This is a genomic window from Neisseria cinerea, from assembly GCF_900475315.1.
Taxonomy (GTDB): Bacteria; Pseudomonadota; Gammaproteobacteria; order Burkholderiales; family Neisseriaceae; genus Neisseria; species Neisseria cinerea.
Map to the genome: position 1 here is coordinate 1,777,112 of NZ_LS483369.1, position 25,753 is coordinate 1,802,864.

Annotated in this window: 28 protein-coding genes; 20 read left to right on the forward strand and 8 right to left on the reverse strand. The window is 52.3% G+C overall.

All coding sequences use genetic code 11. From position 1 onward, the window contains the following. The first annotated feature begins 153 nt into the window (after window positions 1–153). Both DQM57_RS09160 and mnmE read left to right on the forward strand, forming a co-directional pair. Window positions 154–1,698: a surface lipoprotein assembly modifier gene (locus DQM57_RS09160; protein WP_111727561.1), complete on the forward strand. Its 1,545-nt coding sequence runs from the start codon at window positions 154–156 to the stop codon at window positions 1,696–1,698. A 104-nt stretch (window positions 1,699–1,802) separates the two neighbouring features. Then, the gene (gene mnmE, locus DQM57_RS09165) at window positions 1,803–3,149 is read left to right on the forward strand and encodes a tRNA uridine-5-carboxymethylaminomethyl(34) synthesis GTPase MnmE (RefSeq protein WP_111727562.1); all 1,347 of its coding nucleotides are present in this window, start codon (window positions 1,803–1,805) and stop codon (window positions 3,147–3,149) included. Between the two features lie 69 nt (window positions 3,150–3,218). Here the strand turns inward: mnmE and DQM57_RS09170 are convergent, their stop codons facing one another. Further along, a complete protein-coding gene (locus DQM57_RS09170) occupies window positions 3,219–5,114 on the reverse strand; it encodes a bifunctional chorismate-binding protein/class IV aminotransferase (protein WP_111727563.1) in 1,896 nt (631 codons plus the stop codon). Between the two features lie 167 nt (window positions 5,115–5,281). Between DQM57_RS09170 and ppk2 the strand changes: the two genes are divergently transcribed. Next, complete coding sequence (gene ppk2 / locus DQM57_RS09175; RefSeq protein ID WP_003676037.1) at window positions 5,282–6,211, forward strand: polyphosphate kinase 2; 930 nt, start codon at window positions 5,282–5,284, stop codon at window positions 6,209–6,211. Between the two features lie 81 nt (window positions 6,212–6,292). Here the strand turns inward: ppk2 and aldA are convergent, their stop codons facing one another. Beyond that, entirely contained in the window at window positions 6,293–7,735 is a 1,443-nt protein-coding gene (gene aldA, locus DQM57_RS09180; protein ID WP_111727564.1) for an aldehyde dehydrogenase, read from the reverse strand. A 107-nt stretch (window positions 7,736–7,842) separates the two neighbouring features. After that, window positions 7,843–8,757, reverse strand: a complete 915-nt coding sequence (locus DQM57_RS09190; protein WP_111727565.1) for a helix-turn-helix transcriptional regulator — start codon at window positions 8,755–8,757, stop codon at window positions 7,843–7,845. Between the two features lie 177 nt (window positions 8,758–8,934). Here DQM57_RS09190 and DQM57_RS09195 point away from each other — a divergent pair, with 177 nt between their 5' ends. The 9 genes from DQM57_RS09195 to DQM57_RS09235 all read left to right on the forward strand — a co-directional run bounded on the left by DQM57_RS09195 (window position 8,935) and on the right by DQM57_RS09235 (window position 14,237). Further along, entirely contained in the window at window positions 8,935–9,735 is an 801-nt protein-coding gene (locus DQM57_RS09195; RefSeq protein ID WP_003676043.1) for an ABC transporter ATP-binding protein, read from the forward strand. 47 nt (window positions 9,736–9,782) lie between these two features. Further along, complete coding sequence (gene mlaE, locus DQM57_RS09200; RefSeq protein WP_107859554.1) at window positions 9,783–10,559, forward strand: lipid asymmetry maintenance ABC transporter permease subunit MlaE; 777 nt, start codon at window positions 9,783–9,785, stop codon at window positions 10,557–10,559. Window positions 10,560–10,610: 51 nt separating this feature from the next. Continuing rightward, window positions 10,611–11,108, forward strand: a complete 498-nt coding sequence (gene mlaD, locus DQM57_RS09205; RefSeq protein WP_003676049.1) for an outer membrane lipid asymmetry maintenance protein MlaD — start codon at window positions 10,611–10,613, stop codon at window positions 11,106–11,108. A 36-nt stretch (window positions 11,109–11,144) separates the two neighbouring features. Beyond that, entirely contained in the window at window positions 11,145–11,735 is a 591-nt protein-coding gene (locus DQM57_RS09210; RefSeq protein WP_107960925.1) for an MlaC/ttg2D family ABC transporter substrate-binding protein, read from the forward strand. A gap of 55 nt (window positions 11,736–11,790) precedes the next feature. Then, window positions 11,791–12,069: an STAS domain-containing protein gene (locus tag DQM57_RS09215; protein WP_111727566.1), complete on the forward strand. Its 279-nt coding sequence runs from the start codon at window positions 11,791–11,793 to the stop codon at window positions 12,067–12,069. Beyond that, window positions 12,066–12,881: an MlaA family lipoprotein gene (locus DQM57_RS09220; RefSeq protein ID WP_111727567.1), complete on the forward strand. Its 816-nt coding sequence runs from the start codon at window positions 12,066–12,068 to the stop codon at window positions 12,879–12,881. The genes DQM57_RS09215 and DQM57_RS09220 overlap by 4 nt, the downstream gene beginning before the upstream one ends. A gap of 125 nt (window positions 12,882–13,006) precedes the next feature. Next, complete coding sequence (locus DQM57_RS09225; RefSeq protein ID WP_003676057.1) at window positions 13,007–13,369, forward strand: hypothetical protein; 363 nt, start codon at window positions 13,007–13,009, stop codon at window positions 13,367–13,369. Beyond that, the gene (locus DQM57_RS09230) at window positions 13,369–13,752 is read left to right on the forward strand and encodes an acyl-CoA thioesterase (protein ID WP_111727568.1); all 384 of its coding nucleotides are present in this window, start codon (window positions 13,369–13,371) and stop codon (window positions 13,750–13,752) included. The genes DQM57_RS09225 and DQM57_RS09230 overlap by 1 nt, the downstream gene beginning before the upstream one ends. Continuing rightward, the gene (locus DQM57_RS09235; protein WP_111727569.1) at window positions 13,749–14,237 is read left to right on the forward strand and encodes a peroxiredoxin family protein; all 489 of its coding nucleotides are present in this window, start codon (window positions 13,749–13,751) and stop codon (window positions 14,235–14,237) included. The genes DQM57_RS09230 and DQM57_RS09235 overlap by 4 nt, the downstream gene beginning before the upstream one ends. A gap of 79 nt (window positions 14,238–14,316) precedes the next feature. On the opposite strand, the gene DQM57_RS09240 is transcribed toward DQM57_RS09235, so the two are convergent. Continuing rightward, window positions 14,317–14,832: an acyltransferase gene (locus DQM57_RS09240; RefSeq protein ID WP_111727570.1), complete on the reverse strand. Its 516-nt coding sequence runs from the start codon at window positions 14,830–14,832 to the stop codon at window positions 14,317–14,319. A gap of 135 nt (window positions 14,833–14,967) precedes the next feature. Between DQM57_RS09240 and rpmE the strand changes: the two genes are divergently transcribed. From rpmE to DQM57_RS09270, 5 genes are all read left to right on the forward strand, one after another. Further along, window positions 14,968–15,183, forward strand: a complete 216-nt coding sequence (gene rpmE / locus DQM57_RS09245; protein WP_039854117.1) for a 50S ribosomal protein L31 — start codon at window positions 14,968–14,970, stop codon at window positions 15,181–15,183. Between the two features lie 161 nt (window positions 15,184–15,344). Then, window positions 15,345–15,974, forward strand: a complete 630-nt coding sequence (locus DQM57_RS09255) for a CadD family cadmium resistance transporter (RefSeq protein WP_167395572.1) — start codon at window positions 15,345–15,347, stop codon at window positions 15,972–15,974. A 64-nt stretch (window positions 15,975–16,038) separates the two neighbouring features. Further along, window positions 16,039–17,769, forward strand: a complete 1,731-nt coding sequence (locus DQM57_RS09260; RefSeq protein WP_111727741.1) for an ArnT family glycosyltransferase — start codon at window positions 16,039–16,041, stop codon at window positions 17,767–17,769. Window positions 17,770–17,897: 128 nt separating this feature from the next. Continuing rightward, window positions 17,898–18,503: a glutathione S-transferase N-terminal domain-containing protein gene (locus DQM57_RS09265; protein ID WP_039854120.1), complete on the forward strand. Its 606-nt coding sequence runs from the start codon at window positions 17,898–17,900 to the stop codon at window positions 18,501–18,503. Between the two features lie 68 nt (window positions 18,504–18,571). Continuing rightward, on the forward strand, window positions 18,572–18,955 hold the full coding sequence (locus DQM57_RS09270) for a ClpXP protease specificity-enhancing factor (RefSeq protein WP_039854158.1): 384 nt from the start codon (window positions 18,572–18,574) through the stop codon (window positions 18,953–18,955). Between the two features lie 197 nt (window positions 18,956–19,152). Here DQM57_RS09270 and DQM57_RS09275 read toward each other — a convergent pair whose 3' ends face one another. The 3 genes from DQM57_RS09275 to ltgA all read right to left on the reverse strand — a co-directional run bounded on the left by DQM57_RS09275 (window position 19,153) and on the right by ltgA (window position 22,244). After that, window positions 19,153–19,599, reverse strand: coding sequence for a GatB/YqeY domain-containing protein (locus DQM57_RS09275; protein WP_111727573.1), 447 nt, complete (start codon window positions 19,597–19,599; stop codon window positions 19,153–19,155). Between the two features lie 305 nt (window positions 19,600–19,904). Next, window positions 19,905–20,117, reverse strand: a complete 213-nt coding sequence (rpsU, locus tag DQM57_RS09280; RefSeq protein ID WP_002214819.1) for a 30S ribosomal protein S21 — start codon at window positions 20,115–20,117, stop codon at window positions 19,905–19,907. Between the two features lie 297 nt (window positions 20,118–20,414). Continuing rightward, complete coding sequence (ltgA, locus tag DQM57_RS09285; protein ID WP_111727574.1) at window positions 20,415–22,244, reverse strand: lytic transglycosylase LtgA; 1,830 nt, start codon at window positions 22,242–22,244, stop codon at window positions 20,415–20,417. 380 nt (window positions 22,245–22,624) lie between these two features. On the opposite strand from ltgA, the gene DQM57_RS09290 reads away from it, so the two are divergent. The 3 genes from DQM57_RS09290 to DQM57_RS09300 all read left to right on the forward strand — a co-directional run bounded on the left by DQM57_RS09290 (window position 22,625) and on the right by DQM57_RS09300 (window position 25,112). Next, the gene (locus DQM57_RS09290; protein WP_107859541.1) at window positions 22,625–23,362 is read left to right on the forward strand and encodes a methionine ABC transporter ATP-binding protein; all 738 of its coding nucleotides are present in this window, start codon (window positions 22,625–22,627) and stop codon (window positions 23,360–23,362) included. 1 nt (window position 23,363) lies between these two features. After that, window positions 23,364–24,050, forward strand: coding sequence for a methionine ABC transporter permease (locus tag DQM57_RS09295; RefSeq protein WP_111727575.1), 687 nt, complete (start codon window positions 23,364–23,366; stop codon window positions 24,048–24,050). A 195-nt stretch (window positions 24,051–24,245) separates the two neighbouring features. Continuing rightward, the gene (locus DQM57_RS09300) at window positions 24,246–25,112 is read left to right on the forward strand and encodes a MetQ/NlpA family ABC transporter substrate-binding protein (protein ID WP_107859539.1); all 867 of its coding nucleotides are present in this window, start codon (window positions 24,246–24,248) and stop codon (window positions 25,110–25,112) included. A 61-nt stretch (window positions 25,113–25,173) separates the two neighbouring features. Here the strand turns inward: DQM57_RS09300 and DQM57_RS09305 are convergent, their stop codons facing one another. Further along, complete coding sequence (locus tag DQM57_RS09305) at window positions 25,174–25,743, reverse strand: UbiX family flavin prenyltransferase (RefSeq protein ID WP_167395598.1); 570 nt, start codon at window positions 25,741–25,743, stop codon at window positions 25,174–25,176. Window positions 25,744–25,753 lie beyond the last annotated feature (10 nt).

Here is a 25,753-nt window from a genome sequence, read left to right on the forward strand (position 1 = left end):
TCAGTTGTTTGATTTGATGTTGCTATTCCATGGTGGATGGCGAATATTGGGTGATAGTGTGGATTAAACTATTGCTTTGGATTTGCAAGATATATTTTAGGGGTATTTGGTGTATTGATGCGATGTACACACATATATTTCGGATGATTTTGAATGTTAAGAATAAAACAAAAAATGTTTTTGGCATCTTTATGTTGCCTGTTGCATTCCGTAGTTTTGGCTGAATTGCCCAAAGGCGGTATCCGGCGGGATGCGCCTTCTCAGGATGCTGCCGTACAGGTGCAGCAAAAACAATGGCTGGATATTTTGTCTGGAGAAGAAAGGTCGTCTGAAAAGGATGAAAATGTTGCTAAACCGAATGTAATCGGAGATGAGTTTTTAGCGGCAAACCCGCGTATTCTTGAGAGCGCGCTAATTCAAGCGCTTAACGGCAATAGCGCGGATTTGGTTTTTTCGCTTGCCGCCCTTTACCGCAAACAGCCCAACCATAATCCAAAGCTGATTGCACGTGCTGATGCTTTGCTGGCAAAGTTGAAAGGACGGACTTCCGAAGCGGTCGAGCGTTATCGTACCCTTTATGAATCCGACGTTTCAGACGACCGCATATTGTTGGATTTGGCGGCGGCAGAGTTTCAGGATTATCGTTTGAGCGAGGCGGCGGCGCATTTCCATCATGTCGCACAACGCGATATACCCGCCCCCGTTTTGGAAAACGTCAAACGTTTTCAAGAAGCCGTCAAGCAGCAGACAGAATGGAAATGGTCCGGCGGAATCAGCCCCGTACATAACAACAATGCCAACAACGCTGCTCCGCGTTACTGCATCGAAACAAGGGGGCAAACCGCATGCAGTGTTACCTTACCTGTCAGTGCCAACGGCTTGAATTACGAATTGAACACCGAAAAACTCACCCCATTGTATGGGCATCACGCCGTCAAATTCCGCGCCAACCTCAACGGCACAAGCTATTTTTTCGACCGGAAATCGGCTTATGACGATGCGTTCGGCAGGGCTTATTTGGGCTGGCAGCGCAAGGATGGCAAACAAACCGTCAGCGTTTTACCGTTTTATCAGGCACAGTTGGCGGGCAGCAGCGAATTTGACGGCAAAAAAGAAAACAACCGCCGCGCCGTGCCTTATATGCTGGCACACGGGGTCGGCATTCAGGCTTCATATACGGTCAGGTTCGGACGGGATATGCAGTTTTACAGTTCGTTGGAACGATATCGGCGGTACCATAGGGAGAATGCCCGTGCGGAACGTAATGATGGTTGGCAGGACAGTCTGTATGTGTCGTTGGCGCGGCGTTTCGGAAATTCGGCAACTGTGTTTGGCGGCTGGCAGTTTGCACGGTTTGTTCCGGAACGCGGAATAGTGCGTGGCGCGGTTAACAATGCGGCGTACAACCGTAACAGTGTCAATGTGGGCTGGGTACGGCAATGGCAGGAATTGGGTGGTTTGAACAGTCGGATTGCCGTGTCTTATGCCCGCCGCAATTATAAGGGTATGGCCGCATTCGCTACTGAGGCGCAGCGTAACCGTGAATGGAACGTATCGTTTGGATTGAGTCACGACCGTTTGTCCTACAAGGGTATTGTACCGACGCTAACGTACAGTTTCGGTAAAACGAGCAGCAATATGCGGTATGCGGAACGCCGGAATAGCCAGATATTGTTCGGGGCGGATTGGCGGTTTTAACGGTTAAACGTTAATCGGTAAAAAATGCCGTCTGAAACCTAAATCATCGGGTTTCAGACGGCATTTTGTTATAATTGCCGCTGTTTTGATTTTCAGGGGGTCTTATGTCGGACAATGATTCGACCATTGCGGCGGTGGCGACTGCGCCCGGGCGCGGCGGCGTGGGCGTGGTTCGTGTGTCGGGGAAAAACCTGTTGCCGATGGCGCAGGCTTTGTGCGGGAAAACGCCTCTTCCGCGCGTGGCGACATATGCAGATTTTAAAGATGTGAACGGCGAAGCAATCGACAACGGCCTTTTGCTGTTTTTTGCTGCACCGGCAAGTTTTACGGGTGAAGATGTCATCGAACTTCAGGGACACGGCGGGCCGGTAGTGATGGAGATGCTGCTGAACCGCTGTTTGGAATTGGGCGCGCGCCTTGCCGAACCGGGGGAGTTTACGAAGCGTGCGTTTTTAAACGATAAATTGGATTTGGCGCAGGCGGAGGGCGTGGCGGATTTGATCGATGCGTCGAGCCGGACGGCGGCACGTTTGGCATTGCGTTCGCTCAAGGGTGATTTTTCGCGGCGGATTCACGGTTTGGTCGATGATTTGGTTACGTTGCGCATGCTGGTTGAGGCGACGTTGGATTTTCCCGAGGAAGACATTGATTTTCTCGAAGCGGCGGATGCGCGCGGCAAATTGGAAGGTTTGCGCCGTTCGGTCGATGAGGTGCTGGCAAATGCCCGGCAGGGTGCGATTTTGCGCGAGGGCATGAATGTGGTGCTGGTCGGTGCGCCGAATGTGGGTAAGTCGAGCCTGCTGAATGCTCTGGCGGGTGACGAAGTGGCGATTGTTACCGATATTGCGGGTACGACCCGTGATGCGGTCAGGGAACGTATCCTGATTGACGGTGTGCCGGTGCATATTGTGGATACGGCAGGTTTGCGCGAGACGGATGACGTGGTCGAGCGTATCGGCATCGAACGCAGCCGCAAGGCGGTATCGGAGGCGGATGTCGCGCTGGTGTTGGTCGATCCGCGCGAGGGTTTGAATGAAAAGACGCGGATGATTTTGGATACGTTGCCGTCGGATTTGAAACGCATTGAAATTCACAGCAAGTCGGATTTGCACACGGGTGCGGCGGTTGCTTTTGAAACGGGTGCGGATACAGTGATTCCGTTGTCGGCGAAAACGGGTGCGGGTTTGGATGTGTTGAGGCAGACGCTGTTGCGCGAGGTTGGCTGGCAGGGCGAGGGCGAGGGGCTATTTTTGGCGCGTGCGCGGCATTTGAACGCGCTTAAGGCTGCGCAAGGGGAATTGGAACTGGCGGCTTTGTGCGGCAACGGTCAAATCGAGCTGCTTGCGGAACATTTGCGCTTGGCTCAGGTTGCTTGCGGCGAAATTACGGGGGAATTTACCGCAGATGATTTGCTCGGCGTGATTTTTTCGAGATTCTGTATCGGCAAATAGGGTAGAAACGCCGGTTGATAATGCCGTCTGAACCTTGTGGAAACAGGTTCGGACGGCATTTTTGCATATTCAGGCAAGGGCGGCGGCAAATACGCCGCGCAAGGCGTTGGAGAGGCGGATTTCTTCGGCGTGTTCCAGTATGTCGCGGGTGATGTATGTTTCGATGACTGCGTCCGCACCCAAGTAGGCTTGCGGCTGCTGCAACACGGCTTGGCGCATGACGCCGTTGAGGATGTCCAAATCCAGAGACGGGGTGAGCCATTGTCCTTGGTATTTGACGAACACGTTGCTTCTGCCGCCTTCGAGCAGGAGGCCGTCTGAATTGAAAAACAGGCTGTCGAACGCGCCTTGTGTTTCGGCGGTTTGCCATGCTTGGTCGAAGAGGGCGCGGCGGGTGGTTTTGAAGCGGCGCAGGTAGTTGCGGCACGGGAGGGATTGCGGGGCGGGGATGACGCGCTGCGGGGCGGGCAGCTCGGCGGTGGCGGCATGGCTGAGGATGAGGTCGTCTGAAACGAGTTCGGCTTTCAGGCGGAAGAGGCCGTCGGGCAGTTTGGCGATGTATTGCCGGATTCGGGTTTCGCCATCGTCGGGCAGGGGCAGGTTGAGGGCTTGGGCGGAGGTTTTCAGACGGCCTAAATGCAGGTCGAGCAGGCGGCATTGCCTGTTTTCCACGCGCATGGTTTCGAAGATGCCGAAGGCGGGGCGCAATTCGTTGAGGAAACGGGCTTTCCAGCCGCATTCCCGATATTCGGCGGCGGGGTCGCTGTCGATGACGATGCCGGAACCGACACCGTACACCCCTTGATAGAGTGGATTAACTTTAAACCGGTACGGCGTTGCCTCGCCTTGCCGTACTATCTGTACTGTCTGCGGCTTCGTCGCCTTGTCCTGATTTGTTAATCCACTATCTAGGTCGTCTGAAACTGAGTTAGAAACGGGTTTGAGCGACAGGGTGCGGATGACGACGTTGAATATGCCTTCAAACCCCAGCCCGCCCGCGCAGGGTTTCAGGTAGCCGATGCTGCCGGTGTACAGGCCGCGCGGTTCGGCTTCGAGTGATTCGATAATCTGCATACTCATGCGTTTGGGCGCGCCGGTGATGCTGCCGCAGGGGAAGGCTGCGCGGAGGATGTCGGCGGCGGTAATGTGCGGCAGGGCTTGGGCTTGGATGGTGCTGGTCATCTGCCAGACGCTGCCGAAACGGGATACTTTAAACGGTTCGGGCACGCTCACTTTGCCGGTTTGGGCGATTTTGCCGAGGTCGTTGCGCAGCAAATCGACAATCATCACGTTTTCGGCGCGGTTTTTCGGGTCGGATTGCAACTCGGCGGCGCGGCGTTCGTCTTGCCCGTCGCCCAAAATCGGCGCGGTGCCTTTCATCGGTTCGGTGCTGATGGTGCCGTCCGAACCGATTTTGAGGAAGAGTTCGGGCGAGAAACACAGCGTCCACGCGGATTTCCCTGCCGCATCGGGCAGGTGGGACAAGACGGCATAGGGGACGGGTTGGCGCAGGCGGCGGTAGAGGCTGACGGGATTGCCGTAGGCTTGCAGGTGCAGGCGGGTGGTGTAGTTGATTTGATAGGTGTCGCCGCGCCGGATGGCTTCGTGGATTTGGCGGATGTGGTCGAGGTAATCGGCTTCGGATACGGAGGATTGCGGCGTGGAAATACCCGCGGGGAGGTCGTCTGAATGTTGGGCAAGCCAGCTTTCGGCATCGATGTCGGCGCAGTCGGCAAACCAGTGCAGGGCAAGATTGCCGCCGCGTTCGGACGCTATCCCCATCAGCGGCAAACCGAATTCGTAGTCTGCAAACAACACAGCATGCAGCCCTTTTTGCCAGCCCTTGTGCAGCGTATCGTTTAGCGAATCCAGTTCGTTATGATGGAAAAGGCGGCTTTCCACATGATTTTGATAGAGTTTTGCGCGGCCGCTCACGGCATCGTCAAACAGGGCGAAATAGGGCATGGTGGTTCAGTCAAATGGTTTGATTATACGCCCTTTTTACACATATTTTCAGATGATTCGGCAAATATCGGCAAAATGTAATTTTATGTAGAGGATGCGTGCAACAAGGTGTAAAATTATGAAAACGAATTTCGATTTTCAACCTGAAATACAATAAGGAGACCTTTATGACAGACCACCAGCTGCAACCGTTTGAAAGTGTGGAATTGGGCGAAAAGCAAGATCAGCTCCAAGTATTTGAAAAAGCTGTTTTGGAACATGAAGGCAAAGGTTCTGCCGAAGATTCCGGTACAGCCCCGCTGCCCGAAAACTACCCCTACCGCAAACGTATGCGCCGTGCCGTATACGAAGCCGAAAAAGCCAAACTGCAAATCGAGCTGCTGAAAGTGCAAAGCTGGGTTAAAGACTCCGGTCAACGCATCGTCAGCCTGTTTGAAGGTCGGGATGCGGCAGGTAAGGGCGGTACCATCAAACGCTTTATGGAACATTTAAATCCGCGTGGCGCGCGCGTGGTTGCTTTGGAGAAACCAACCACTACCGAACGCGGACAATGGTATTTCCAACGCTATGTTCAAAATCTGCCGACTGCAGGTGAAATGGTGTTCTTCGACCGCTCATGGTACAACCGCGCCGGCGTAGAACGCGTGATGGGCTTCTGCGAACCTAACGAATATATGCTCTTTATGCGCCAAACCCCCGAATTGGAGCGTATGCTCGTTGCCAGCGGCATCCATCTGTTTAAATTCTGGTTCTCCGTATCCCGTGAAGAACAACTGCGCCGCTTCATTTCCCGCCGCGACGACCCCCTGAAACACTGGAAACTCTCCCCCGTGGACATCCAGTCGCTCGACCGTTGGGACGACTATACCGAAGCTAAAAACGCCATGTTCTTCCATACCCACACCGGCGACGCGCCTTGGGTCATTATACGTTCCGACGACAAAAAACGCGCCCGTTTGAACTGTATCCGCTACTTCCTGCATCAGCTGGACTATCCGGGCAAAGACGTGAAAGCCATCGGCAAAGTGGACGATAAAATCGTTCTTGTTCCCGATACGCGTTACAAAGAGAAAACCATCGATATCGGTCATGACTGATTACCGGTGAAACCGTAAAAATGCCGTCTGAACCTGAAATCGGGTTCAGACGGCATTTTCTATCGGGGTTTCAAAGCGCTATTAAATGTCGGTTTCCAGATAAACGACTTGGGTTTGCAGATATTCTTCCAAACCGTGTTTGCCGTCCGCGCCGCCGATACCGGATTTTTTCCAACCGGCATGGAAGCCCTGCATGGCTTCGAAGTTTTCGCGGTTGATGTAGGTTTCGCCGAATTGCAGACGGCGGGTAACGTAGAAGGCTTCGTTTAAATTAGTCGTATAAACAGAACTGGTCAGACCGAATTCGCAATCATTTGCCAAGGCGATGACTTGGTCGAGCGTGTCGAAAGTGGAAACAGGCAGGACGGGGCCGAAGGTTTCTTCCTTCATGATGTCCATGTTGTTGTCGGTGTCGGTCAGCAGGGTCGGCTCGAAGAAATAGCCGCGTCCTTCGGCACGTTTGCCGCCGCAAACCAATTTCGCACCTTGTTTGACGGCGCGTTCCACTTTTTCGGCAACGGCTTTGACAGCACGCTCTTCAATCAGCGGCCCCATTTCCAGCGCGCCTGCTTCGGCTTCAGCAGGGTTGCCGTAGCGCACGCCTTTCATGGCGGCGGTCATTTTTTCAATGAACGCGTCTTTCAGGCTGCTGTGGACATAGACGCGCTCGGCGCAGTTGCAGATTTGACCGGTGTTGCCGACGCGCGAAGCCAAGATGGATTTCACCGCCAAGTCCAAATCCGCATCTTTCAAAACGATGGCAGGCGCTTTGCCGCCGAGTTCCAGTGAAACTTTGGTGATGTTGGCAGAAGCGGCTTCCATCACTTGGCGGCCCGCTTCGACGGAGCCGGTCAGGCTGACCATATCGACTTGCGGATGGGCGGACAAGGCATTGCCGATTTCCGCGCCGGGGCCGTTCACCACGTTGAACACGCCTGCGGGCAGTCCGACCGCATCGACGATTTCGGCGAAGATGTGGCAGTTGATCGGGGTCACGCTGCTGGGTTTGACGACGATGGTGTTGCCCGTTACCAAAGCGGGACCCATTTTGCGGGCAATCAGGAAGAAGGGGAAGTTCCACGGCAAAATGCCGGCGATTACGCCCAGCGGACGTTTGAACAATAAAATATTTTCACGCGGGCGGTCGCTTTGGATGATTTCGCCTTCATAACGGCGCGCCCATTCGGCTTGGTAATCGAGATAGTCGGCGGTGAACATGACTTCCACGCGCGCCAAGTCTTTGGTTTTGCCGCCTTCGGCAACGATGGTGTCGGTCAGTTCGTCGGCGCGTTCGCGTATGCCTTGGGCGATTTTGTGCAAATACGCGCCGCGTTCGACCGCAGGCAGCTGCTCCCATGCCGGTTGCGCCGCACGCGCCGCCGCTACGGCACGGTCAACGTCCGCTTTGCCGCCTTTGGGTTCGCGGGCGATGGTTTCTTCGGTGGACGGGTTCAATACGTCGCGCCATTCGCCGTTGAAGTCGTTTTCAAAGCGACCGTTGATGTACATGGCCAATTGTTTCATTTCGGGTTCTCCAGTTTTGTAGTCAGATGTAGTTTTAGTTTATTCCCAAATAAATTACCGTACAAGTTTCTTTACATGCGGATTTCGGGTTTTAAATTAAATGCGGCTTACCGGTTTTCTTTTTTGGTTTCCGCAGGCGTGCTGCCGAAATATTGCCTGAATGCCTGAGTAAAGCTGGAAACGTGGCGGTAGCCGCATAAATATGCGGTTTCGCCTATGCTTTTACCCCCGTTTTGCAACAGATAGAGCGCGTGCTGCATTTGTTTGTGGTGCAGCCACTCGCTTGCGGTAATGCCGAAATGGTCGCGCATGCGGCGTTGCAGCGTCCTTTCGCTGATGTTCAGCGCGTCTGTCAGCCGGTTGACATGGTGTGCGCCGTTGGCAAATGCCTCGTTCAGGATGCGGCTGAAGTTTTCAGACGGCATGGTGTTTGCTTCCGCCGTTTCTCCTGCCGCCGGTCCGATGCTGTCCGACACCGTGTCCCACAAATCCGACAGCAGCCGCAACACGTCTGCCTCGCGGCGCAATGTTTCGCCCAAATGCCCCCTTGGGGCAGGTTGCAGGCAAGATGCCGCCAAGCCGCGCAGATTTGGGGACAAATCCCATATTCTGACCGGTTCGCGGTAAAGTATGGGTGTAAAACCCGCATACTCCGGACGCAGCAGCCATTGCTCCATACCTTTAATTGTCATTTTGACCGTTTTGCCGCCTCGATAAAGATAGCGGCTGAACAGGACTTCTTCCCCGACTGAAATCAGGATGACCTTGCCGCCGTCCGCATCGATTTGGAATCGGCTCCGGTTGATGCCGAAGTTCAAAGAGCCTTCTAGCAAAAGTACGAACGACACATAAGGTTCGGCGAGGCGGCTGCTGCAAAAATCACACCGTGCCGTTACCGTGCCGCCGTGGATGGAAATGCCGTTGGATAAAGTATCGAAACGGTAGCTGCCTTCGACATAATCTCCGCCCCCGCTGTTAACCAGGTTGACGAATTGGCTGCTGTTCAAATATTCTTCTGCCATGGTTATTTCTTGAGAAAAATTATCATTTGAAAGATAACATTTTTCACTTCGGTAAACAATCCGCTGCCGGGTCACGGCATTTTCACAACACTTACCGTCCGTATGCCGTCTGAAAATTGCCCGTCTTTCCGATAAGCCTTAAAATACACGCCGTCAAACCTATCGTTTTGCCTGCACATGAGTCCCTTCCCTTTTATCGAAATGAAAGATGTCGCCTTTGCGTATGGCGACCGCCCGATTCTGAAGAACATCAATTTCAGTATTCCGCAAGGCAATTTTGCTGCCGTAATGGGCGGTTCGGGCAGCGGCAAAACCACGCTGATGAGGCTGATTACAGGACAGATTCGTCCGCAGTCCGGGCAGGTTCTGATTGAAGGACGGGATTTGGCGGGCTTTTCGGCTGACGAGTTGTATGAACACCGCCGCCGTATGGGTGTGTTGTTCCAACACGGCGCACTGTTTACCGATTTGTCTGTATTTGACAATATTGCTTTCCCGATGCGCGAACTGACGCAGCTGCCGGAAGCGGTGATTCGAGATTTGGTTTTGTTGAAACTGAACGCGGTCGGTCTGCGCGGCGTGGAAAACCTGATGCCGTCCGAGTTGTCCGGTGGGATGTCGCGCCGCGTCGCGCTTGCCCGCACGATTGCGCTCGACCCTGAAATCATGTTGTACGACGAGCCGTTTACCGGCCTCGATCCGATTTCCTTGGGCGTGATTGCCCACTTGATCAGCCGCGTCAACAAGGCTTTGCGTTCGACCAGCATTATGGTAACGCACGACATTGAAAAATCTTTGGAAATCGTCGATCAGGTGATTTTCTTGGCGCACGGCGAAATTATGTTCTCCGGCTCACCGCAGGAAATGCGCGAACTGGATTCGCCTTGGGTGCGCCAGTTTGTCGGCGGGCTGGCAGACGGCCCCGTAGCATACCGTTATCCGGCGCAAACGTCGCTGCATCAGGACCTGTTGGGATAAATGAGTTGATGCCGTCTGAAACCGTTGAACTTTACATATAGAAATTTATGAATTTTATCCGTTCCGTCGGGGCGAAAACCCTCGGCTTTATTCAATCCCTCGGCAGTATTACGCTGTTTCTGCTGAACATTCTGGCGAAGTCCGGTACGGCTTTCGTCCGTCCGCGCCTGAGCGTGCGCCAAGTGTATTTCGCCGGCGTGCTGTCGGTGTTGATTGTTGCCGTTTCAGGGCTGTTTGTCGGCATGGTCTTGGGTTTGCAGGGCTATACGCAGTTGTCGAAATTCAAATCTGCCGATATTTTGGGCTATATGGTCGCGGCGTCACTGTTGCGCGAACTGGGTCCGGTGTTGGCGGCGATTCTGTTTGCCAGCAGCGCGGGCGGTGCGATGACCAGCGAAATCGGTTTGATGAAAACGACCGAACAGCTCGAAGCGATGAACGTGATGGCGGTCAACCCTGTCGCCCGCGTGGTTGCGCCGCGCTTTTGGGCGGGCGTGTTTTCCATGCCGCTTTTGGCTTCGATTTTCAACGTGGCGGGTATTTTCGGCGCGTATTTGGTCGGTGTAACCTGGCTGGGCTTGGACAGCGGCATTTTCTGGTCGCAAATGCAGAACAACATTACGATCCATTACGATGTAATCAACGGTCTGATTAAATCTGCCGCGTTCGGCGTGGCGGTAACGCTGATTGCCGTACATCAGGGCTTCCACTGCGTGCCGACTTCGGAAGGCATTTTGCGCGCCAGCACGCGTACGGTGGTTTCGTCCGCCCTGACGATTTTGGCGATAGACTTTGTGTTGACCGCGTGGATGTTTACAGATTGACAGGCCGTCTGAAAACGAAACAAAAAACATTTGGATATTCAAGGAACTTTAATGAAAAAGAATGTATTGGAATTTTGGGTCGGACTGTTTGTCCTGCTCGGCGTGGCAGCGGTCGGCTTTCTCGCTTTCCGCGTGGCGGGCGGCGCGGCGTTCGGCAATTCCGGCAAGACTTATACCGTATATGCCGATTTCAGCGACATCGGCGGCTTAAAGGCCAATGCGCCGATCAAATCCGCAGGCGTATTGGTCGGACGTGTCGGCTCCATCGAGCTTGACCCGAAATCCTATCAGGCGAAAGTCCGTCTCGATTTGGACAGCAAATATCAGTTCAGTAGCGACGTTTCCGCACAAATCCTGACCTCCGGCCTGTTGGGCGAACAATATATCGGCCTGCAACAAGGCGGCGACACCGAGAATCTTGCCGCAGGCGATACTATTTCCGTTACCAGCTCCGCCATGGTTCTGGAAAACCTAATCGGTAAATTCATGACCAGCTTCGCCGAGAAAAACGCGGCGGGCGGCGACAATGCAGCAAAAGCTACCGAATAAACGTACACCATCATATTCAAACTAGGACACTTAATCATGAAAAAAACCTCTTTCATCAGCGCATTGAGCATCAGCATCTTGAGCATCAGCATGGCGGTTGCCGCCCCTGCCGACGCAGTGAACCAAATCCGTCAGAACGCCACTCAAGTATTGAGCATCTTAAAAAACGGCGATGCCGGCACTGCTCGCCAAAAAGCCGAAGCTTACGCGACACCTTATTTCGATTTCCAACGTATGACCGCACTGGCGGTCGGCAACCCTTGGCGTACCGCGTCTGACGCGCAAAAACAAGCGTTGACCAAAGAATTTCAAACCCTGCTGATACGCACTTACTCCGGTACCATGTTGAAATTCAAAAACGCCAACGTCAACGTTAAAGACAACCCTATTATCAATAAAGGTGGCAAAGAAATCATCGTCCGAGCCGAAGTCGGCGTACCCGGGCAAAAACCCGTCAACATGGACTTCACTACCTACCAAAGCGGCAACAAATACCGTGCCTACAACGTCGCCATCGAAGGAGCGAGCTTGGTAACCGTTTACCGCAACCAATTCGGCGAAATTATCAAAGCGAAAGGCGTGGACGGGCTGATTGCCGAGTTGAAGGCTAAAAACAGCGGCAAATGACCAACAATCCATGCCGTCCGTCTGAGGGCGGCATGAGTTTTTCCAAGCAAACACTATGCATACAGAATTCAATAACGAAACATTGCGCGTCAGCGGCGACATTACCGTCAAAACCCTGACCGGGGAGACTTTTGAGCGGTTTCAACAACAATGCCGTCTGAAAGGAATCGTTGCCGTCGACTTCAGCGGCGTCAACCATGCCGATTCCGCATGCGTGTCGTTACTGCTCGAAATATTGCGCCGGCGCAAAGACAGTATCAGGCTGACCGGCATTCCCGAATCCGTGCGCGCACTGTCTGAACTGTACGAAATCAAAGACTGGCTGAAATCATGAAAAAAACCGCCTACGCCATCCTCCTGCTGATTGGATTCGCCTCGGCCCCTTCATTTGCAGAAACCCGTCCTGCCGATCCTTATGAAGGGTATAACCGCGCCGTCAGCAGGTTTAACGATCAAGCCGACCGCTACATTTTCGCCCCTGTCGCACGCGGCTACCGCAAAGTTACCCCGCAACCCGTCCGTACAGGTATTTCCAATTTCTTCAATAACCTGCGCGATGTGGTCAGTTTCGGCAGCAATATCTTGCGCTTGGACATCAAACGCGCAAGCGAAGACCTTGTCCGTGTCGGCATTAATACCACTTTCGGTTTGGGCGGGCTCATCGATATCGCCGGTGCAGGCGGCATACCCGATAACAAAAATACATTGGGCGATACATTTGCCACATGGGGCTGGAAAAACAGCAATTATTTCGTAATGCCCATTTTCGGCCCGTCCACAGTCCGCGATGCGCTTGGTACGGGTATTACCACTGTTTATCCGCCCAAGAATATCGTTTTCCATACCCCCGCCGGACGTTGGGGAACGACGGCCTTATCCGCCGTCAATACCCGTGAAGGCCTGCTTGACCTGACCGACGGCCTGGACGATGCTGCCATCGACAAATACAGCTACACACGCGACCTCTATATGAAGGTACGTGCCCGGCAGACCGGTGCGGCACCTGTTGAAAATCCTGAAGAGAACATCGACATCGATGAATTGGTAGAAAGTTCCGAAACCGGTGCGGCGGAAACTGCCGTTCAAGAAGGTTCTACCCCCGAGATGCAGGCAGAACAGCCGGAGGGTATCGAAACGCAACCTTAAAACCATGCCGTCTGAAACATCCTGTTCGGGCGGTATTCCCCATTCTGCCAAATCAGACATCCCGAGGAAGCGGATTGGGCTATAATATCCCCTTGTGCAGAACGTGCGACAGTAAAGGAAAAACCATGTACGAAGTCAACCGCAGCGTATTCGTCCTCATTCCCCTAGAACCTTTTTGGAACTGGCTGCAAAGCTTGCCGGGCAACCATCTGGACGGGCTGACCCTCGAAGACATACAGGCAGATGCCAATTCCTACCTTGTCCGCCCGTGTGAAACTGCCGACGAAGTATGGGATGAAATCGAGGCGCGTTTCGAAGATATTTTTGCCGCCGAACTTGCCGATTGGTGCGAAGACGAGCGCGAGTGGCCCACACTCGATGCCGATATTTTCAATGAATGGTTCGATATTCAGCTTTCCACCGTGATTACCGACCTTGAGCACGAACCGCTTGCCCGCGAAGCTTTCCAACCCATTAACCTGAACTGATGAAGCTGACCGTCCGCAATTACCACCTTGACGGTTACGGTCATGTGAACAATGCGCGCTACCTCGAATTCCTCGAGGAAGCGCGTTGGGCGTTTTTTGAGGAGCGCGGACTGCTGCATGAATTGTCAGACCTCATGCTCATTGTCGCCCGCATCGATATCCGTTACAGCCGTCCTGCCGTAGAGGGAGACGTATTGCAGTTTTCATGCCGTCTGAAAACGCCCGGTATGCGCCGTATCGTATTGACCCAAACCATTACGCTACCGAACGGAAAAACTGCAGCCGAAGCCGATATCACCCTGATGCCGGTCAGCGCAAAAACACAGCGTACCGTCAGCCTCCCCGTTACACTCGCACACGCATTGGAAGACTTGTCCGAATGAAAAAAATACTCACTGCCGCCGCCGTCGTATTGGTCGGCATCCTTATTGCCGCCGTTCTGATTCCCGACAGCAAAACCGCTCCCGCATTTTCGCTGCCCGACATGAACGGCAAAACCGTTTCCCATGCCGACCTTCAGGGTAGGGTAACCCTGATTAATTTTTGGTTTCCCTCCTGTCCCGGTTGCGTGAGCGAAATGCCCAAAGTGATTAAAACGGCGCATGACTACAAAAATAAAGATTTCCAAGTCCTCGCCGTTGCACAACCTATCGATCCGATAGAAAGCGTCCGCCAATACATTAAAGACTACGGTTTGCCCTTTACCGTCATGTATGATGCGGATAAAGCTGTCGGACAGGCGTTCGGCACGCAGGTTTATCCGACTTCCGTCCTCATCGGCAAAAAAGGCGAAATCCTCAAAACCTATGTCGGCGAACCTGATTTCGGTAAGCTCTATCAAGAAATCGATACCGCACTGGCACAATAGCGCGTTTGCGTTCATGCCGTCTGAAAGCATAAGAGCGGGAATATATCTGCATTCCCGCTCTTATGCTTTCAGACGGCATTTAATCATCCAGCAGATTTTTTTTCACCACTGCGGGATTGCCCGCTGCCAAAGAGTAGGGCGGAATGTCTTTCGTTACTACGGAACCTGCACCGACAACCGAACCGCGCCCGATGGTTACGCCAGCCATCACAATAACCCTCCTGCCCAGCCAAACATCGTCTTCCAGCGAAATCGGACGGATTTCCGTATAGCCCTCAAAGCGTTTTTTTGAACGGTCAAACTTGTGGTTATTTGAATAAAACAGACATTCCGGCCCCATCATCACATTCTTGCCGATTGTCAAACCACGGCAGATTTCACAGTTTACCCCGATACCGGAACCATCGCCCAAAACCGTATCCGGGAACACATAGGCACCGCGTTCGATATTGACCCCGCGTCCGATATGCGGAGAAACCCGCCGTGCCAGAAATACGCGTACGCTTTTGCCGATGATGCCGATACCGCGCATATGAGACGGCGGCAATAGGGAACCGGCGAAGCGCAGCAGCAGGGAAAAAAACTTCACCCTCATAAAACCTCCTTCAGAGTAACCTTTTTGCATTTTATCGAATATACTCTTGACGTAACAACAGAAAATAGAGAGAATGTCGGACTTGTCTGTAGCATAGGTACATCCCCTATGCCCGCTTTTTTGAAAGGAAATCAAATGAAACAAGGCACTCACCCGAATTATCACGAAGTTAACGTTACCTGCTCTTGCGGCAACAAATTCGTAACCAAATCCGCAATGGAAAAAGAAAACTTCAACATCGAGGTTTGCTCCCTGTGCCACCCGTTCTATACCGGCACCCAAAAAATCGTTGATACCACCGGTCGCGTGGACAAATTTAACAACAAATTCGGCAACCTGTTCAAACGTTGATTGCCGCTTTGCAAGAATTAAGCCTTGCCATCATTTCGATGGCAGGGCTTTTTAATATTTGGCACACTGACTTCTTATCTATATTTTGATGGCGTTGAAGTTGACATCTACAAAGTTTAATGTTTGAATACATTAAAAAATATATTTGAATGAGATGTTTTATGATTCAAAATGTTGTTACTTCAATAATACTGTATTCTGGGACAGCCGTAGACTTACTTATTATCCTAATGTTATTTTTTGCCAAAAGAAAAAGCAGAAAAGACATCATTAACATCTATTTAGGACAATTTCTAGGCTCTGTTAGTCTGATATTGCTAAGTTTGCTTTTTGCATTTGTCTTAGATTATATTCCTAGTAAAGAGATTTTAGGTTTGCTCGGCTTGATTCCAATTTTCCTAGGTCTCAAAGTTTTGCTTTTAGGAGATTCTGATGGAGAGGCTATTGCCAAAGAGGGTTTGCGCAAAGATAATAAAAACCTGATTTTTCTAGTCGCTATGATTACTTTTGCAAGTTGTGGTGTTGACAATATTGGTGTCTTTGTCCCATATTTTACTACCTTAAATTTAGCGAATTTGATAGTGGCTTTACTTACCTTTCTAGTCATGATTTATCTCTTGGTTTTTTCTGCCCAAAAATTAGCACAAGTCCCTTCTGTTGGAGAAACTTTGGAAAAATATAGCAGATGGTTTGTTGCCGTTGTTTATTTAGGATTGGGGATATATATCCTGGTTGAAAACAACAGTTTTGATATGCTATGGACTGTGTTGGGTCAGGAAAAAATATTATGAAAAAGATAGTATTTGCAAAGACTGCCATGTGCAGTCTTTTTTGTTGCCGGTCTTTTTTTGTCTGATGCCGTCTGAAGCAGTCTCTGCACGACCTTTGTGCGAATATTTGCTACACTTGGCAATCCGTCCATTTCTTCTCACGCTTATGCTGACCTATACCCCACCCGATGCCCGCCCTCCCACAAAAACCCATGAAAAACCGTGGCTGCTGATGCTGATGGCGTTTGCCTGGTTGTGGCCGGGTGTATTTTCACATGATTTATGGAATCCTGCCGAACCTGCCGTTTATACCGCCGTCGAAGCATTGACAGACAGCCGCGTTCCTTTGGTTGCCCATCTGTTCGGGCATGCCGACTTCGGCATACCGCCCGTTTATCTTTGGGTTGCCGCCGCGTTCAAAAATTTGCTGTCGCCGTGGGCTGCCGACCCATACGATGCCGCACGCTTTGCAGGCGTATTTTTTGCCGTTATCGGACTGACTTCCTGCGGCTTTGCCGGTTTCAACTTTTTGGGCAGACACCACGGGCGTAGCGTTGTTTTAATCCTTATCGGCTGTATCGGGCTGATTCCGATCGTACACTTTCTCAATCCTGCCGCCGCCGCTTTTGCCGCCGCAGGGCTGGTGTTGCACGGTTATTCTTTGGCGTGCCGCCGTGTGATTGCCGCCTCTTTCCTGCTCGGTACGGGTTGGACGCTGATGTCGTTGGCAGCAGGTTATCCGGCAGCATTTGCCCTGATGCTGCCCTTGCCCATATTGATGTTTTTCCGTCCGTGGCAAAGCAGGCGTTTGATTTTGACGGCAGTGGCATCACTTGCTTTTTCTTTGCCGCTTATGACCGTTTACCCGCTGCTCTTGGCAAAAACGCAGCCTGCACTGTTTGTACAATGGTCGGATTATCATATGTTCGGCACCTTTGGCGGTTTGCGGCACGTTCAGACGGCATTTAATTTATTTTATTATCTGAAAAATCTGCTTTGGTTTGCATTGCCTGCGTTGCCGCTGGCGGTTTGGACGGTTTGCCGCACACGCCTGTTTGCGACAGATTGGGGGATTTTGGGCGTCGTCTGGATGGTTGCCGTCATGGTGCTGCTTGCCGTCAATCCTCAGCGTTTTCAGGATAACCTCGTTTGGCTGCTGCCACCGCTTGCCCTGTTCGGCGCGGCGCAGCTGGACAGCCTGAGGCGCAGTGCGGCGGCTTTTGTCAACTGGTTCGGCGTTATGACATTCGGACTGTTCGCCGTATTTCTGTGGATAGGGTTTTTCGCCATCAATTACGGTTGGCCCGCCAAACTTGCCGAACGTGCCGCATATTTCAGCCCGTATTATGTTCCTGATATCGATCCCATTCCCATGACCGTTGCCATATTGTTTACCCCCCTGTGGCTGTGGGCAATTACCCGTAGGCACATACGCGGCAGGCAGGCAGTAACCAACTGGGCCGCAGGCGTTACCCTGACATGGGCGCTGTTGATGACGCTGTTTCTACCGTGGCTGGACGCGGCAAAAAGCCATGCGCCGGTCGTACGGGGCATGGAGGCATCGCTTTCTTCGGAATTGAAACAGAAACTTGCAGACGGCATTGAGTGTATCAGCATAGACAGCGGCGATCTGCACACACGAACCGTCTGGACGCAGTACGGTACATTGCCGCATCATATCGGCGATACCCGATGCCGCTACCGTATAACCCGACTGCCTAAAAATGCCGATATACCGCAGGGCTGGCAGACGGTATGGCAGGGTTCGCGTCCGCGCGATAAAGGCAGTAGATTTGCCCTTATTCAGAAAACTTGAGAAAGTAATTTAAAAACAGCGCATTAACTCTAATTTCTGGATTAAGTGTATGCAATCGCATATAATTGTGCGATTAAGTGTTTATGAAACAGCCGTTTTACAGGCATCACACAGGAGCAACAATCATCATGATGACCCTTTATTCCGGCATTACCTGCCCCTTCAGCCACCGCTGCCGCTTCGTCTTATACGAAAAAGGCATGGACTTTGAAATCAAAGACGTCGATATTTACAACAAACCCGAAGACCTCGCCGTCATGAATCCGTATAACCAAGTTCCCGTACTGGTCGAGCGCGATTTGGTGCTGCATGAGTCCAATATCATCAACGAATACATTGACGAACGTTTCCCCCATCCGCAGCTTATGCCCGGCGATCCCGTTATGCGCGGCCGGGGACGCTTGGTGTTGTACCGCATGGAAAAAGAACTGTTCAGCCTCGTTCAAATTTTGGAGAACCCTGCCTCCACCAATAAGGAGCAGGCAAAAGCGCGCGAAGCCATCGGCAACGGTCTGACCATGCTCGCCCCTTCATTCAGTAAAAACAAATATATTCTCGGCGATGACTTTTCCATGATTGACGTCGCCCTCGCACCGCTGTTGTGGCGGCTTGACCATTACGATATCAAATTGGGCAAAAGTGCCGCGCCGCTGCTCAAATACGCCGAACGGATTTTCCAACGCGAAGCCTTTATCGATGCGCTGACACCTGCGGAAAAGGCGATGCGCAAATAAGTTTGAAATGCCTGTAAAACCTGACGGTTTCAGGCATTTCTATATTCAGGCACATCATGGGGCACATTATGACCACTTCCACCAAACCTTATATCCTCCGCGCACTTTGCGAATGGTGTAGCGACAACGCCTTTACCCCCCACATCCTTGTCTGGGTAAACGAGCATACGCGCGTTCCCATGCAGTATGTCCGCGACAATGAAATCATGCTCAACATCGGTGCAACCGCCACCCAAAACCTTCAAATCGACAACGATTGGGTCAGCTTTTCCGCCCGTTTCGGCGGAAAGGCACACGATATATGGATACCTGTCGGACACGTCCTCAGCCTTTTTGCACGGGAGACTGGAGAAGGTATGGGGTTTGAATTGGAGGAGTACAGCCCTGATTCCCCGGTAGAACCGGAGCCTCAGACCGTGCCTGCTAAAAAAGGTCTGAAATTGGTCAAATAAATCTATGCCGTCTGAACGGAATCGCGTTTCAGACGGCATTTTATCCTATGGGCATAAACGGAATCCATTTATCGGCAAAACCTGTTTCGGCGTATCGAAACCGTGTTGCCCCTGTCAATTCGATATTGGGACATTGAAAATGCCGTCTGAACCTGCGATACGGGCTTCAGACGGCATTTTGCCTTATATTCGGGCAATCAGGCGGTCAGTACGGCTTTCAAGATTTTGTTGACTTCACCCATGTCGGCTTTACCTGCGAGGCGGGTTTTCAGCAGCCCCATGACTTTACCCATATCTGCCATACCTGCCGCGCCGATTTCGGCAACGGCAGCTTCGACCTCGCTACGGATTTCGTCGGCGGAAAGCATTTGGGGAAGGTAGCGGTGTAGTACCTCGATTTCGGCGTTTTCTTTGTCTGCTAAATCCTGGCGGCCGGCTTCAGTATAGATTTTTGCGCTGTCTTTGCGCTGTTTGACCATTTTGGTCAGGATGGAGGTGATTTTGGCATCGTCCGCTTCGGTGCGTTCGTCCACCTCAAACTGTTTGATGGCGGCGTTGATGAGGCGGATGGTGCCGAGCGACAATTGGTCTTTGGCACGCATGGCCGTTTTCATGTCTTCGGTAAGGTGGATTTTCAGGCTCATGATGTTCTCGCTGGAAGGGTTTCAGATTCGGATTCTAAGGTTAAGGGAAGGTGAATCAATCCCCGTACATAAGGATAGTAAGTTTTTGTGTGTCGGTAGGGCGGGTATTGTCAGGACATATCCGGTATCAACCGGTTCGTACTGTCGGGCTTCCGAGTTTGGTTAATGGTTAATAACGGCAGTCCGTGTGTTTCTGGCGGAAAATGGGCTCGCTGTCAGGCGATAAACAAAACACACCGCAGAGCAGGTCTTGCGGTGTGTCCTCATATCACAGGGCTGACCTGTAATCTGTACTGCTTGGATGTTTAGTACATCTTAGGAGGCAGTTGTTGGCTGCGCAGGCGTTTTTGCAGGCGTTTTACAGCTGCCGCTTTTTTGCGTTTGCGTTCGGTAGTCGGTTTTTCGTAGGCTTCGCGGGCGCGCAGCTCGGTCAGCAGACCGGTTTTTTCTACGGCGCGTTTGAAACGGCGCATGGCGACTTCAAATGGTTCATTCTCTTTTACGCGGATTGCAGGCATTTTATTTCCTTTAATAAATTCTGTTGTTTCATCTGCCCATAATATCGATGGAAAGGATAGGGCAGACGGTGTTATAGGTTTTCCGTATCTCTGTGCCTTTCGGCGGCGGGATACGCGCCGTGATGGAAACATCACCTCCTAACGGGTCGGCTTATGCCGTGAACTGCTTAACTTAAAAAAGCAGAAAAAAAAAAAATAATTTTCCGATTTTCTTATATTTGCGGTTTGGTGTCAATGTGGTTTGATAAAAATGCCGCCGGGGCTTTAGGGTGTTTTCTTTCAGACGGCATCGATACGTCAGCGTGCAGGAACGGTGCCCATACGCTGTTTAAGTGGGATGTAGGGTGTCCCGAAGAGGCCGGCGTAGTAGGCGGCATTGGTCATCACTTTTTTGACATAGTCTCGCGTTTCGGAAAACGGGATGGTTTCGGCATATACCGCACCCTCAAGGGGGATATCTGCCTGCCATCGGCGCGCTCTGCCGGGGCCGGCGTTATAGCCTGCGGTAGCGAGGACTTCGTTGTTTTGCAGGCGGCGTTTGGTGTCTGCCATATACCACGTTCCCATACGGATATTACCGTCGGCGGTGTAAAGTTGTGCGGCATCCATACCGATTTTTCCGGCAATTTCGCGTGCTGTGGCAGGCATGACCTGCATCAACCCCTGCGCGCCCACGCCGGATTGCGCGCCCATGACGAAACGGCTTTCTTGACGAATCAGGCCGTAAACCCACGCCGGATCGACATCGGCATTTTGCGCGTGGCGGATTACAGTGTCTTTAAATGGCGAAATGTAGCGCAATGTGTAGTTGAGTTTATGGTCGGTGCGTTCTGCGCTGTTGATCGCCATGTCGTAAAACTTATGGTTGAACGCGGTTTGCGCGGCGGTCAGCAGGTTGTCCTCATCGAAGCCGCGTGTGGCAAAACGCCATTCCGCCTGAGCCTGACGGCGCATTTTTGCATCGCCGGCAGATTGGCTGTTTTGGAACAATACCAGTGCGCGTTTGACTGGACCGTCTTCCGACATGCGGCGGACGTTGTTTGTGTCGGCATCGGGAACATTGTTGCGCGTATCAATTTTCCGACCCAACTCTTCCCCTGCCAGTACGGCATAAAAATTTCTACCTGTTGCGGCTGCCTGTTCATAGAGTTTTGCTGCCTGCTGCAAGTTGCCCAGCGCAGCATGGCTGCGTGCCAGCCAGTAGAGCCAGGTCGGGCTCTTTTGCAGTTTTTCGGGCATATGCGAGATAACGGAAGCCAGTTCGTCCCAACGTCGGGCACGCATGGTGGCACGGGCGTACCATTCGATTTGGTCGTCGGTCAGTTGTCTGCGGTCGGAAACTTTGCCGTAATAGTCTAAGGCGGCGGGTACATTGAGGTTTTGCGATTGATGCTGCCCCAGTACGCCCCACGCGAAACTGCGTTGTTCGGGGCTTAAACCGCTTTCCATTTCGGACAGCAGGGCGGCGGCATTCGGCGATTTGCGTGCTTCTTTGCCGATGACGTTCAACAGGGCATATTCGCGCGATCCTTGAGTACCGGCATCAAGCGGGCTGCCCAATGCGGCTGCCAGATTGCGTGCGTCTGTGGTTTGGCTGTTGGCCAACAGTCCGCGAACGCGCCTCCAGGCATCGTTGCTGTCCAACAAGCCGGATGCGGCTGCCTGTTCCAACAGTTTGGTGCAGCCCGAAGGCAGTTTGCCCGTATTTTTGACCAGTTCGGCGGCACGTCCGTAGTCGTTGCGTTTCAAGTCGGCATAGCATTCGACTTCTTGGGTGCGTCCCTCAGGTTCGAGTTTGGCGTATTCTTGTTCAAATAGTTTCCACTGCTTGCGTGCGCCTAAGGATTTGAGCCACTCGTTGCGGACATTTTCCGTCATCGCACTGTTGCCGGCATTTTCCAAATAGGCTGCGACGGCGGCATCGTTGTTCTGTTTTGCCGCATCAAGCGCAGAAGGGTAGTTGCTGTAATCTTCCAGTGTTTTTTCTTCAGGTTCGGCAGGGCGGGACGGAACGGCCGATGATTCGGCGGCCTTTATCTCGCCTCCGGGCGCGTTTGTCGAAGAGCATGCGGCGAGTGCCAAAGCAGCAAGCAGTGGCAGTGAATGCTTTAGAATGAATGGATGCATCGAATTTCCTTAAAAATTGAAACCCTGAAACAATCAGGGTTGGAAGATAAGATGCCGTCTGAACCGGCATTTTCTGGATTATATGCTGAAAATGCATTGCTTTCAGAACACTTTTGGTATCATAAGATATATTTTTCAATAATTTACCGTTTTGGCGTGTGGTGTCGCACATTCAGGGGATCCCGCGCGGTATCGTTTGGGTTTCTGCCGTCAATCGGTTTTGTTGACAAAAAAATACTTTCCCGATAGTATCATACGGAAACTAACTTGCCGATTTGACACAGCTTGCGGGCATAACAGCTAAAGCGTTCCGACAATTTCAGCTTTATCTTTTACGCCCGTTGTGCCCGACATCGGGCGTTGTTGTATGGAAAAAAACGATGATTATCTTGAATAATGTTTCCAAACGCTATCAGACGCGCGACAAAGCATGGTTTGCCGCCGTCGAGCCGACGCATTTGGAAATAAAAGACGGCGAAATTTTCGGTCTGATGGGCTATTCTGGCGCGGGCAAATCCACCCTGTTGCGCCTGATTAACCTGTTGGAACGTCCCGACACGGGCAAGGTCAACGTTTGCGGACAAGAGCTGACTGCGCTCGATGCCGCCGCATTGCGTCAGGCGCGGCAGAATATCGGCATGGTATTTCAACAGTTCAATCTTTTGAGCAACCGTACCGTTGCCGACAATGTTGCCTTTCCTTTGGAAATCGCCGGATGGTCGTCTGAAAAAATCAAAGAACGCGTCAAAGAATGCCTTGAAATCGTCGGCTTGACCGAACGCGCTGACCACTATCCCGCCCAGCTTTCAGGCGGGCAGAAACAACGTGTCGGCATCGCCCGCGCGCTCGCACCCAAACCCCAAGTCATCCTCGCCGACGAACCGACTTCCGCCCTCGACCCCGCTACCACGCGCAGCGTCTTGGAATGTTTGGAAGACATCAACAAACGCTTCAACGTTACCATCGTCATCGTAACCCACGAAATGAGCGTCATCAGACGACTGTGTGACCGCGCCGCCCTTTTGGATAAAGGAAAAGTGGTGGAAATCGTCGAAGTACACGGCAACCAAATCCACGCCCAATCCGAAATCGGGCGCGAACTGATTCGGGAGGACTGATATGGCAGACTTAACATTCGAACAAGCCATTTCCACCATCGTCGGCATGAAAGACGAAATCGTCCGCGCCTTGGGTGAAACCTTCGTCATGGTCGGGCTGTCCACCACGATCGCCATCATCTTCGGCACGCTGTTGGGCGTTTTGCTTTTCGTCACTTCCAACCGCCAGCTGCATTACAACAAGCCGGTGAATTTCCTGCTCGACAACTTAGTCAACCTGATGCGCGCCTTCCCCTTCGTCATCCTGATGATTGCCATGATACCCGCCACCCGCGCCATCGTCGGCAGCACCATCGGCCCGATTGCCGCTTCGCTGGTATTGAGCGTGTCCGGTCTGTTTTACTTCGCCCGACTGGTGGAACAAAACCTGCGCGAAGTCCCCAAAGGCGTAATTGAAGCCGCCACCGCCATGGGCGCATCGCCGCTTGCCATCATCCGCAAAGTCCTCTTAAACGAAGCGCGCGCGGGCATGGTTTCCAGCATCACCGTCCTTGCCATCGGACTGCTCTCGTACAGCGCGGCGGCAGGCATGATAGGTGGCGGCGGCTTGGGCGACCTCGCCATCCGCTACGGCTACTACCGCTACCAAACCGAAGTCATCATTTTCATCGTCGCCATCCTCGTGCTGCTCGTTATCCTGATTCAAAGCATCGGCAACGCATTGGCGCGGAAATTGGACAAACGTTAAACCTAGAATGCCGTCTGAAGCCCGGATGAAGCAGGCCTTCAGGTCTGAGGATGATACGGCGGGGTGAAATATCCGCCGCATTGTTAAAAATGCTATAGAATCTTTTCTGCGGCAAATGCCGTCTGAATGCCAAACCATGGCGGATTTATTGCCTGCAGCTTTAGTTTGAAACTTTCCCACATATCAGGAGATAACATGACAAACTTCTTCAAAACCCTTTCCGCCGCCACACTCGCGCTTATTTTGGCGGCTTGCGGCGGTCAAAAAGACAGCGCGCCCGCAGCCTCTGCTGCCGCCTCTTCAGCCAATAACGGCGCGGAGAAAAAAGAAATTGTCTTCGGTACAACGGTTGGCGACTTCGGCGATATGGTCAAAGACCAAATCCAACCTGCGTTGGAGAAAAAAGGATACACCGTCAAACTGGTTGAATTTACCGACTATGTGCGCCCGAATCTGGCATTGGCGGAGGGCGAGTTGGACATCAACATCTTCCAACACAAACCCTATCTTGACGACTTCAAAAAAGAACACAATCTGGACATCACCGAAGCCTTCCAAGTGCCGACTGCACCTTTGGGATTATATCCGGGCAAGCTGAAATCGCTGGAAGAAGTCAAAGACGGCAGCACCGTATCCGCACCCAACGACCCGTCCAATTTTGCCCGTGCTTTAGTCATGCTCAACGAATTGGGTTGGATTAAACTTAAAGACGGCATCAATCCGCTGACTGCATCCAAAGCGGATATTGCCGAAAACCTGAAAAATATCAAAATCGTCGAGCTTGAAGCCGCGCAACTGCCGCGCAGCCGTGCTGACGTCGATTTTGCCGTCGTTAACGGCAACTACGCCATGAGCAGCGGCATGAAGCTGACCGAAGCCCTGTTCCAAGAGCCGAGCTTTGCTTATGTCAACTGGTCTGCCGTCAAGACTGCCGACAAAGACAGCCAATGGCTTAAAGACGTAACCGAGGCCTATAACTCCGACGAGTTCAAAGCCTACGCGCACAAACGCTTCGAGGGCTACAAATACCCTGCAGTATGGAATGAGGGTGCCGCCAAATAAGGCCGTTGTATAAAATGATGCCGTCTGAACCGTATCCGTGTTCAGACGGCATTTTTGTCCTTTAGTCCGCTATCCCCTGCCATTCCGCCGAATCCGGCGTATTGATTCCGAAAAGCGACAAAGCGTGTGCAACACTGTGTGTAACAATATCGTCTGCAGTTTGCGGTTTGCGGTACATCGCAGGAACAGGGGGAAACACCACGCCGCCCATTTCTGTTACCCGTTTCATATTCTCCAGATGGGAAAGGTTCAACGGTGCTTCGCGGACCATCAGTACCAGCCGCCGCCTTTCCTTCAAAACTACATCCGCCGCACGTGTCAGCAGATTGTCGCCGAAGCCGTGCGCGACAGAGGCAAGCGTCCGCATCGAACAGGGTGCAACCAGCATCCCGTCCGTTTTAAACGTACCGCTGGCAATACATGCCCCGATATTGCCAATCGGATGGACGAAGTCAGCCAAGGCATATACTTCGTCTTTCGTATAATCCGTTTCCGAAGTCCGGGCCATCTCCGCACCTTTCGATACCACAAGGTGTGTTTCGACATCTTGCGTAAGCAGAAGCCGCAATGCCTTAATGCCGTAAGCAAAGCCGCTTGCCCCGCTGATGCCGACAATCAACCGTCGAGTCATCATCCGCCTT

Bases quoted from the DNA above. Each gene is read 5' to 3' on its own strand.
- DQM57_RS09215 (WP_111727566.1), top strand. From the start codon at position 11,791: ATGCATACAGAATTCAATAACGAAACATTGCGCGTCAGCGGCGACATT.
- DQM57_RS09170 (WP_111727563.1), bottom strand. From the start codon at position 5,114: ATGCCCTATTTCGCCCTGTTTGACGATGCCGTGAGCGGCCGCGCAAAA.
- DQM57_RS09160 (WP_111727561.1), top strand. From the start codon at position 154: ATGTTAAGAATAAAACAAAAAATGTTTTTGGCATCTTTATGTTGCCTG.
- DQM57_RS09270 (WP_039854158.1), top strand. From the start codon at position 18,572: ATGACCACTTCCACCAAACCTTATATCCTCCGCGCACTTTGCGAATGG.
- DQM57_RS09260 (WP_111727741.1), top strand. From the start codon at position 16,039: ATGCCGTCTGAAGCAGTCTCTGCACGACCTTTGTGCGAATATTTGCTA.
- DQM57_RS09195 (WP_003676043.1), top strand. From the start codon at position 8,935: ATGAGTCCCTTCCCTTTTATCGAAATGAAAGATGTCGCCTTTGCGTAT.
- DQM57_RS09230 (WP_111727568.1), top strand. From the start codon at position 13,369: ATGAAGCTGACCGTCCGCAATTACCACCTTGACGGTTACGGTCATGTG.
- DQM57_RS09210 (WP_107960925.1), top strand. From the start codon at position 11,145: ATGAAAAAAACCTCTTTCATCAGCGCATTGAGCATCAGCATCTTGAGC.
- DQM57_RS09225 (WP_003676057.1), top strand. From the start codon at position 13,007: ATGTACGAAGTCAACCGCAGCGTATTCGTCCTCATTCCCCTAGAACCT.
- DQM57_RS09255 (WP_167395572.1), top strand. From the start codon at position 15,345: ATGATTCAAAATGTTGTTACTTCAATAATACTGTATTCTGGGACAGCC.
- mlaE (WP_107859554.1), top strand. From the start codon at position 9,783: ATGAATTTTATCCGTTCCGTCGGGGCGAAAACCCTCGGCTTTATTCAA.
- mlaD (WP_003676049.1), top strand. From the start codon at position 10,611: ATGAAAAAGAATGTATTGGAATTTTGGGTCGGACTGTTTGTCCTGCTC.
- DQM57_RS09220 (WP_111727567.1), top strand. From the start codon at position 12,066: ATGAAAAAAACCGCCTACGCCATCCTCCTGCTGATTGGATTCGCCTCG.
- ltgA (WP_111727574.1), bottom strand. From the start codon at position 22,244: ATGCATCCATTCATTCTAAAGCATTCACTGCCACTGCTTGCTGCTTTG.
- DQM57_RS09240 (WP_111727570.1), bottom strand. From the start codon at position 14,832: ATGAGGGTGAAGTTTTTTTCCCTGCTGCTGCGCTTCGCCGGTTCCCTA.
- rpsU (WP_002214819.1), bottom strand. From the start codon at position 20,117: ATGCCTGCAATCCGCGTAAAAGAGAATGAACCATTTGAAGTCGCCATG.
- mnmE (WP_111727562.1), top strand. From the start codon at position 1,803: ATGTCGGACAATGATTCGACCATTGCGGCGGTGGCGACTGCGCCCGGG.
- DQM57_RS09190 (WP_111727565.1), bottom strand. From the start codon at position 8,757: ATGGCAGAAGAATATTTGAACAGCAGCCAATTCGTCAACCTGGTTAAC.
- DQM57_RS09275 (WP_111727573.1), bottom strand. From the start codon at position 19,599: ATGAGCCTGAAAATCCACCTTACCGAAGACATGAAAACGGCCATGCGT.
- DQM57_RS09295 (WP_111727575.1), top strand. From the start codon at position 23,364: ATGGCAGACTTAACATTCGAACAAGCCATTTCCACCATCGTCGGCATG.
- DQM57_RS09305 (WP_167395598.1), bottom strand. From the start codon at position 25,743: ATGACTCGACGGTTGATTGTCGGCATCAGCGGGGCAAGCGGCTTTGCT.
- ppk2 (WP_003676037.1), top strand. From the start codon at position 5,282: ATGACAGACCACCAGCTGCAACCGTTTGAAAGTGTGGAATTGGGCGAA.
- DQM57_RS09265 (WP_039854120.1), top strand. From the start codon at position 17,898: ATGATGACCCTTTATTCCGGCATTACCTGCCCCTTCAGCCACCGCTGC.
- DQM57_RS09290 (WP_107859541.1), top strand. From the start codon at position 22,625: ATGATTATCTTGAATAATGTTTCCAAACGCTATCAGACGCGCGACAAA.
- aldA (WP_111727564.1), bottom strand. From the start codon at position 7,735: ATGAAACAATTGGCCATGTACATCAACGGTCGCTTTGAAAACGACTTC.
- DQM57_RS09300 (WP_107859539.1), top strand. From the start codon at position 24,246: ATGACAAACTTCTTCAAAACCCTTTCCGCCGCCACACTCGCGCTTATT.
- DQM57_RS09235 (WP_111727569.1), top strand. From the start codon at position 13,749: ATGAAAAAAATACTCACTGCCGCCGCCGTCGTATTGGTCGGCATCCTT.
- rpmE (WP_039854117.1), top strand. From the start codon at position 14,968: ATGAAACAAGGCACTCACCCGAATTATCACGAAGTTAACGTTACCTGC.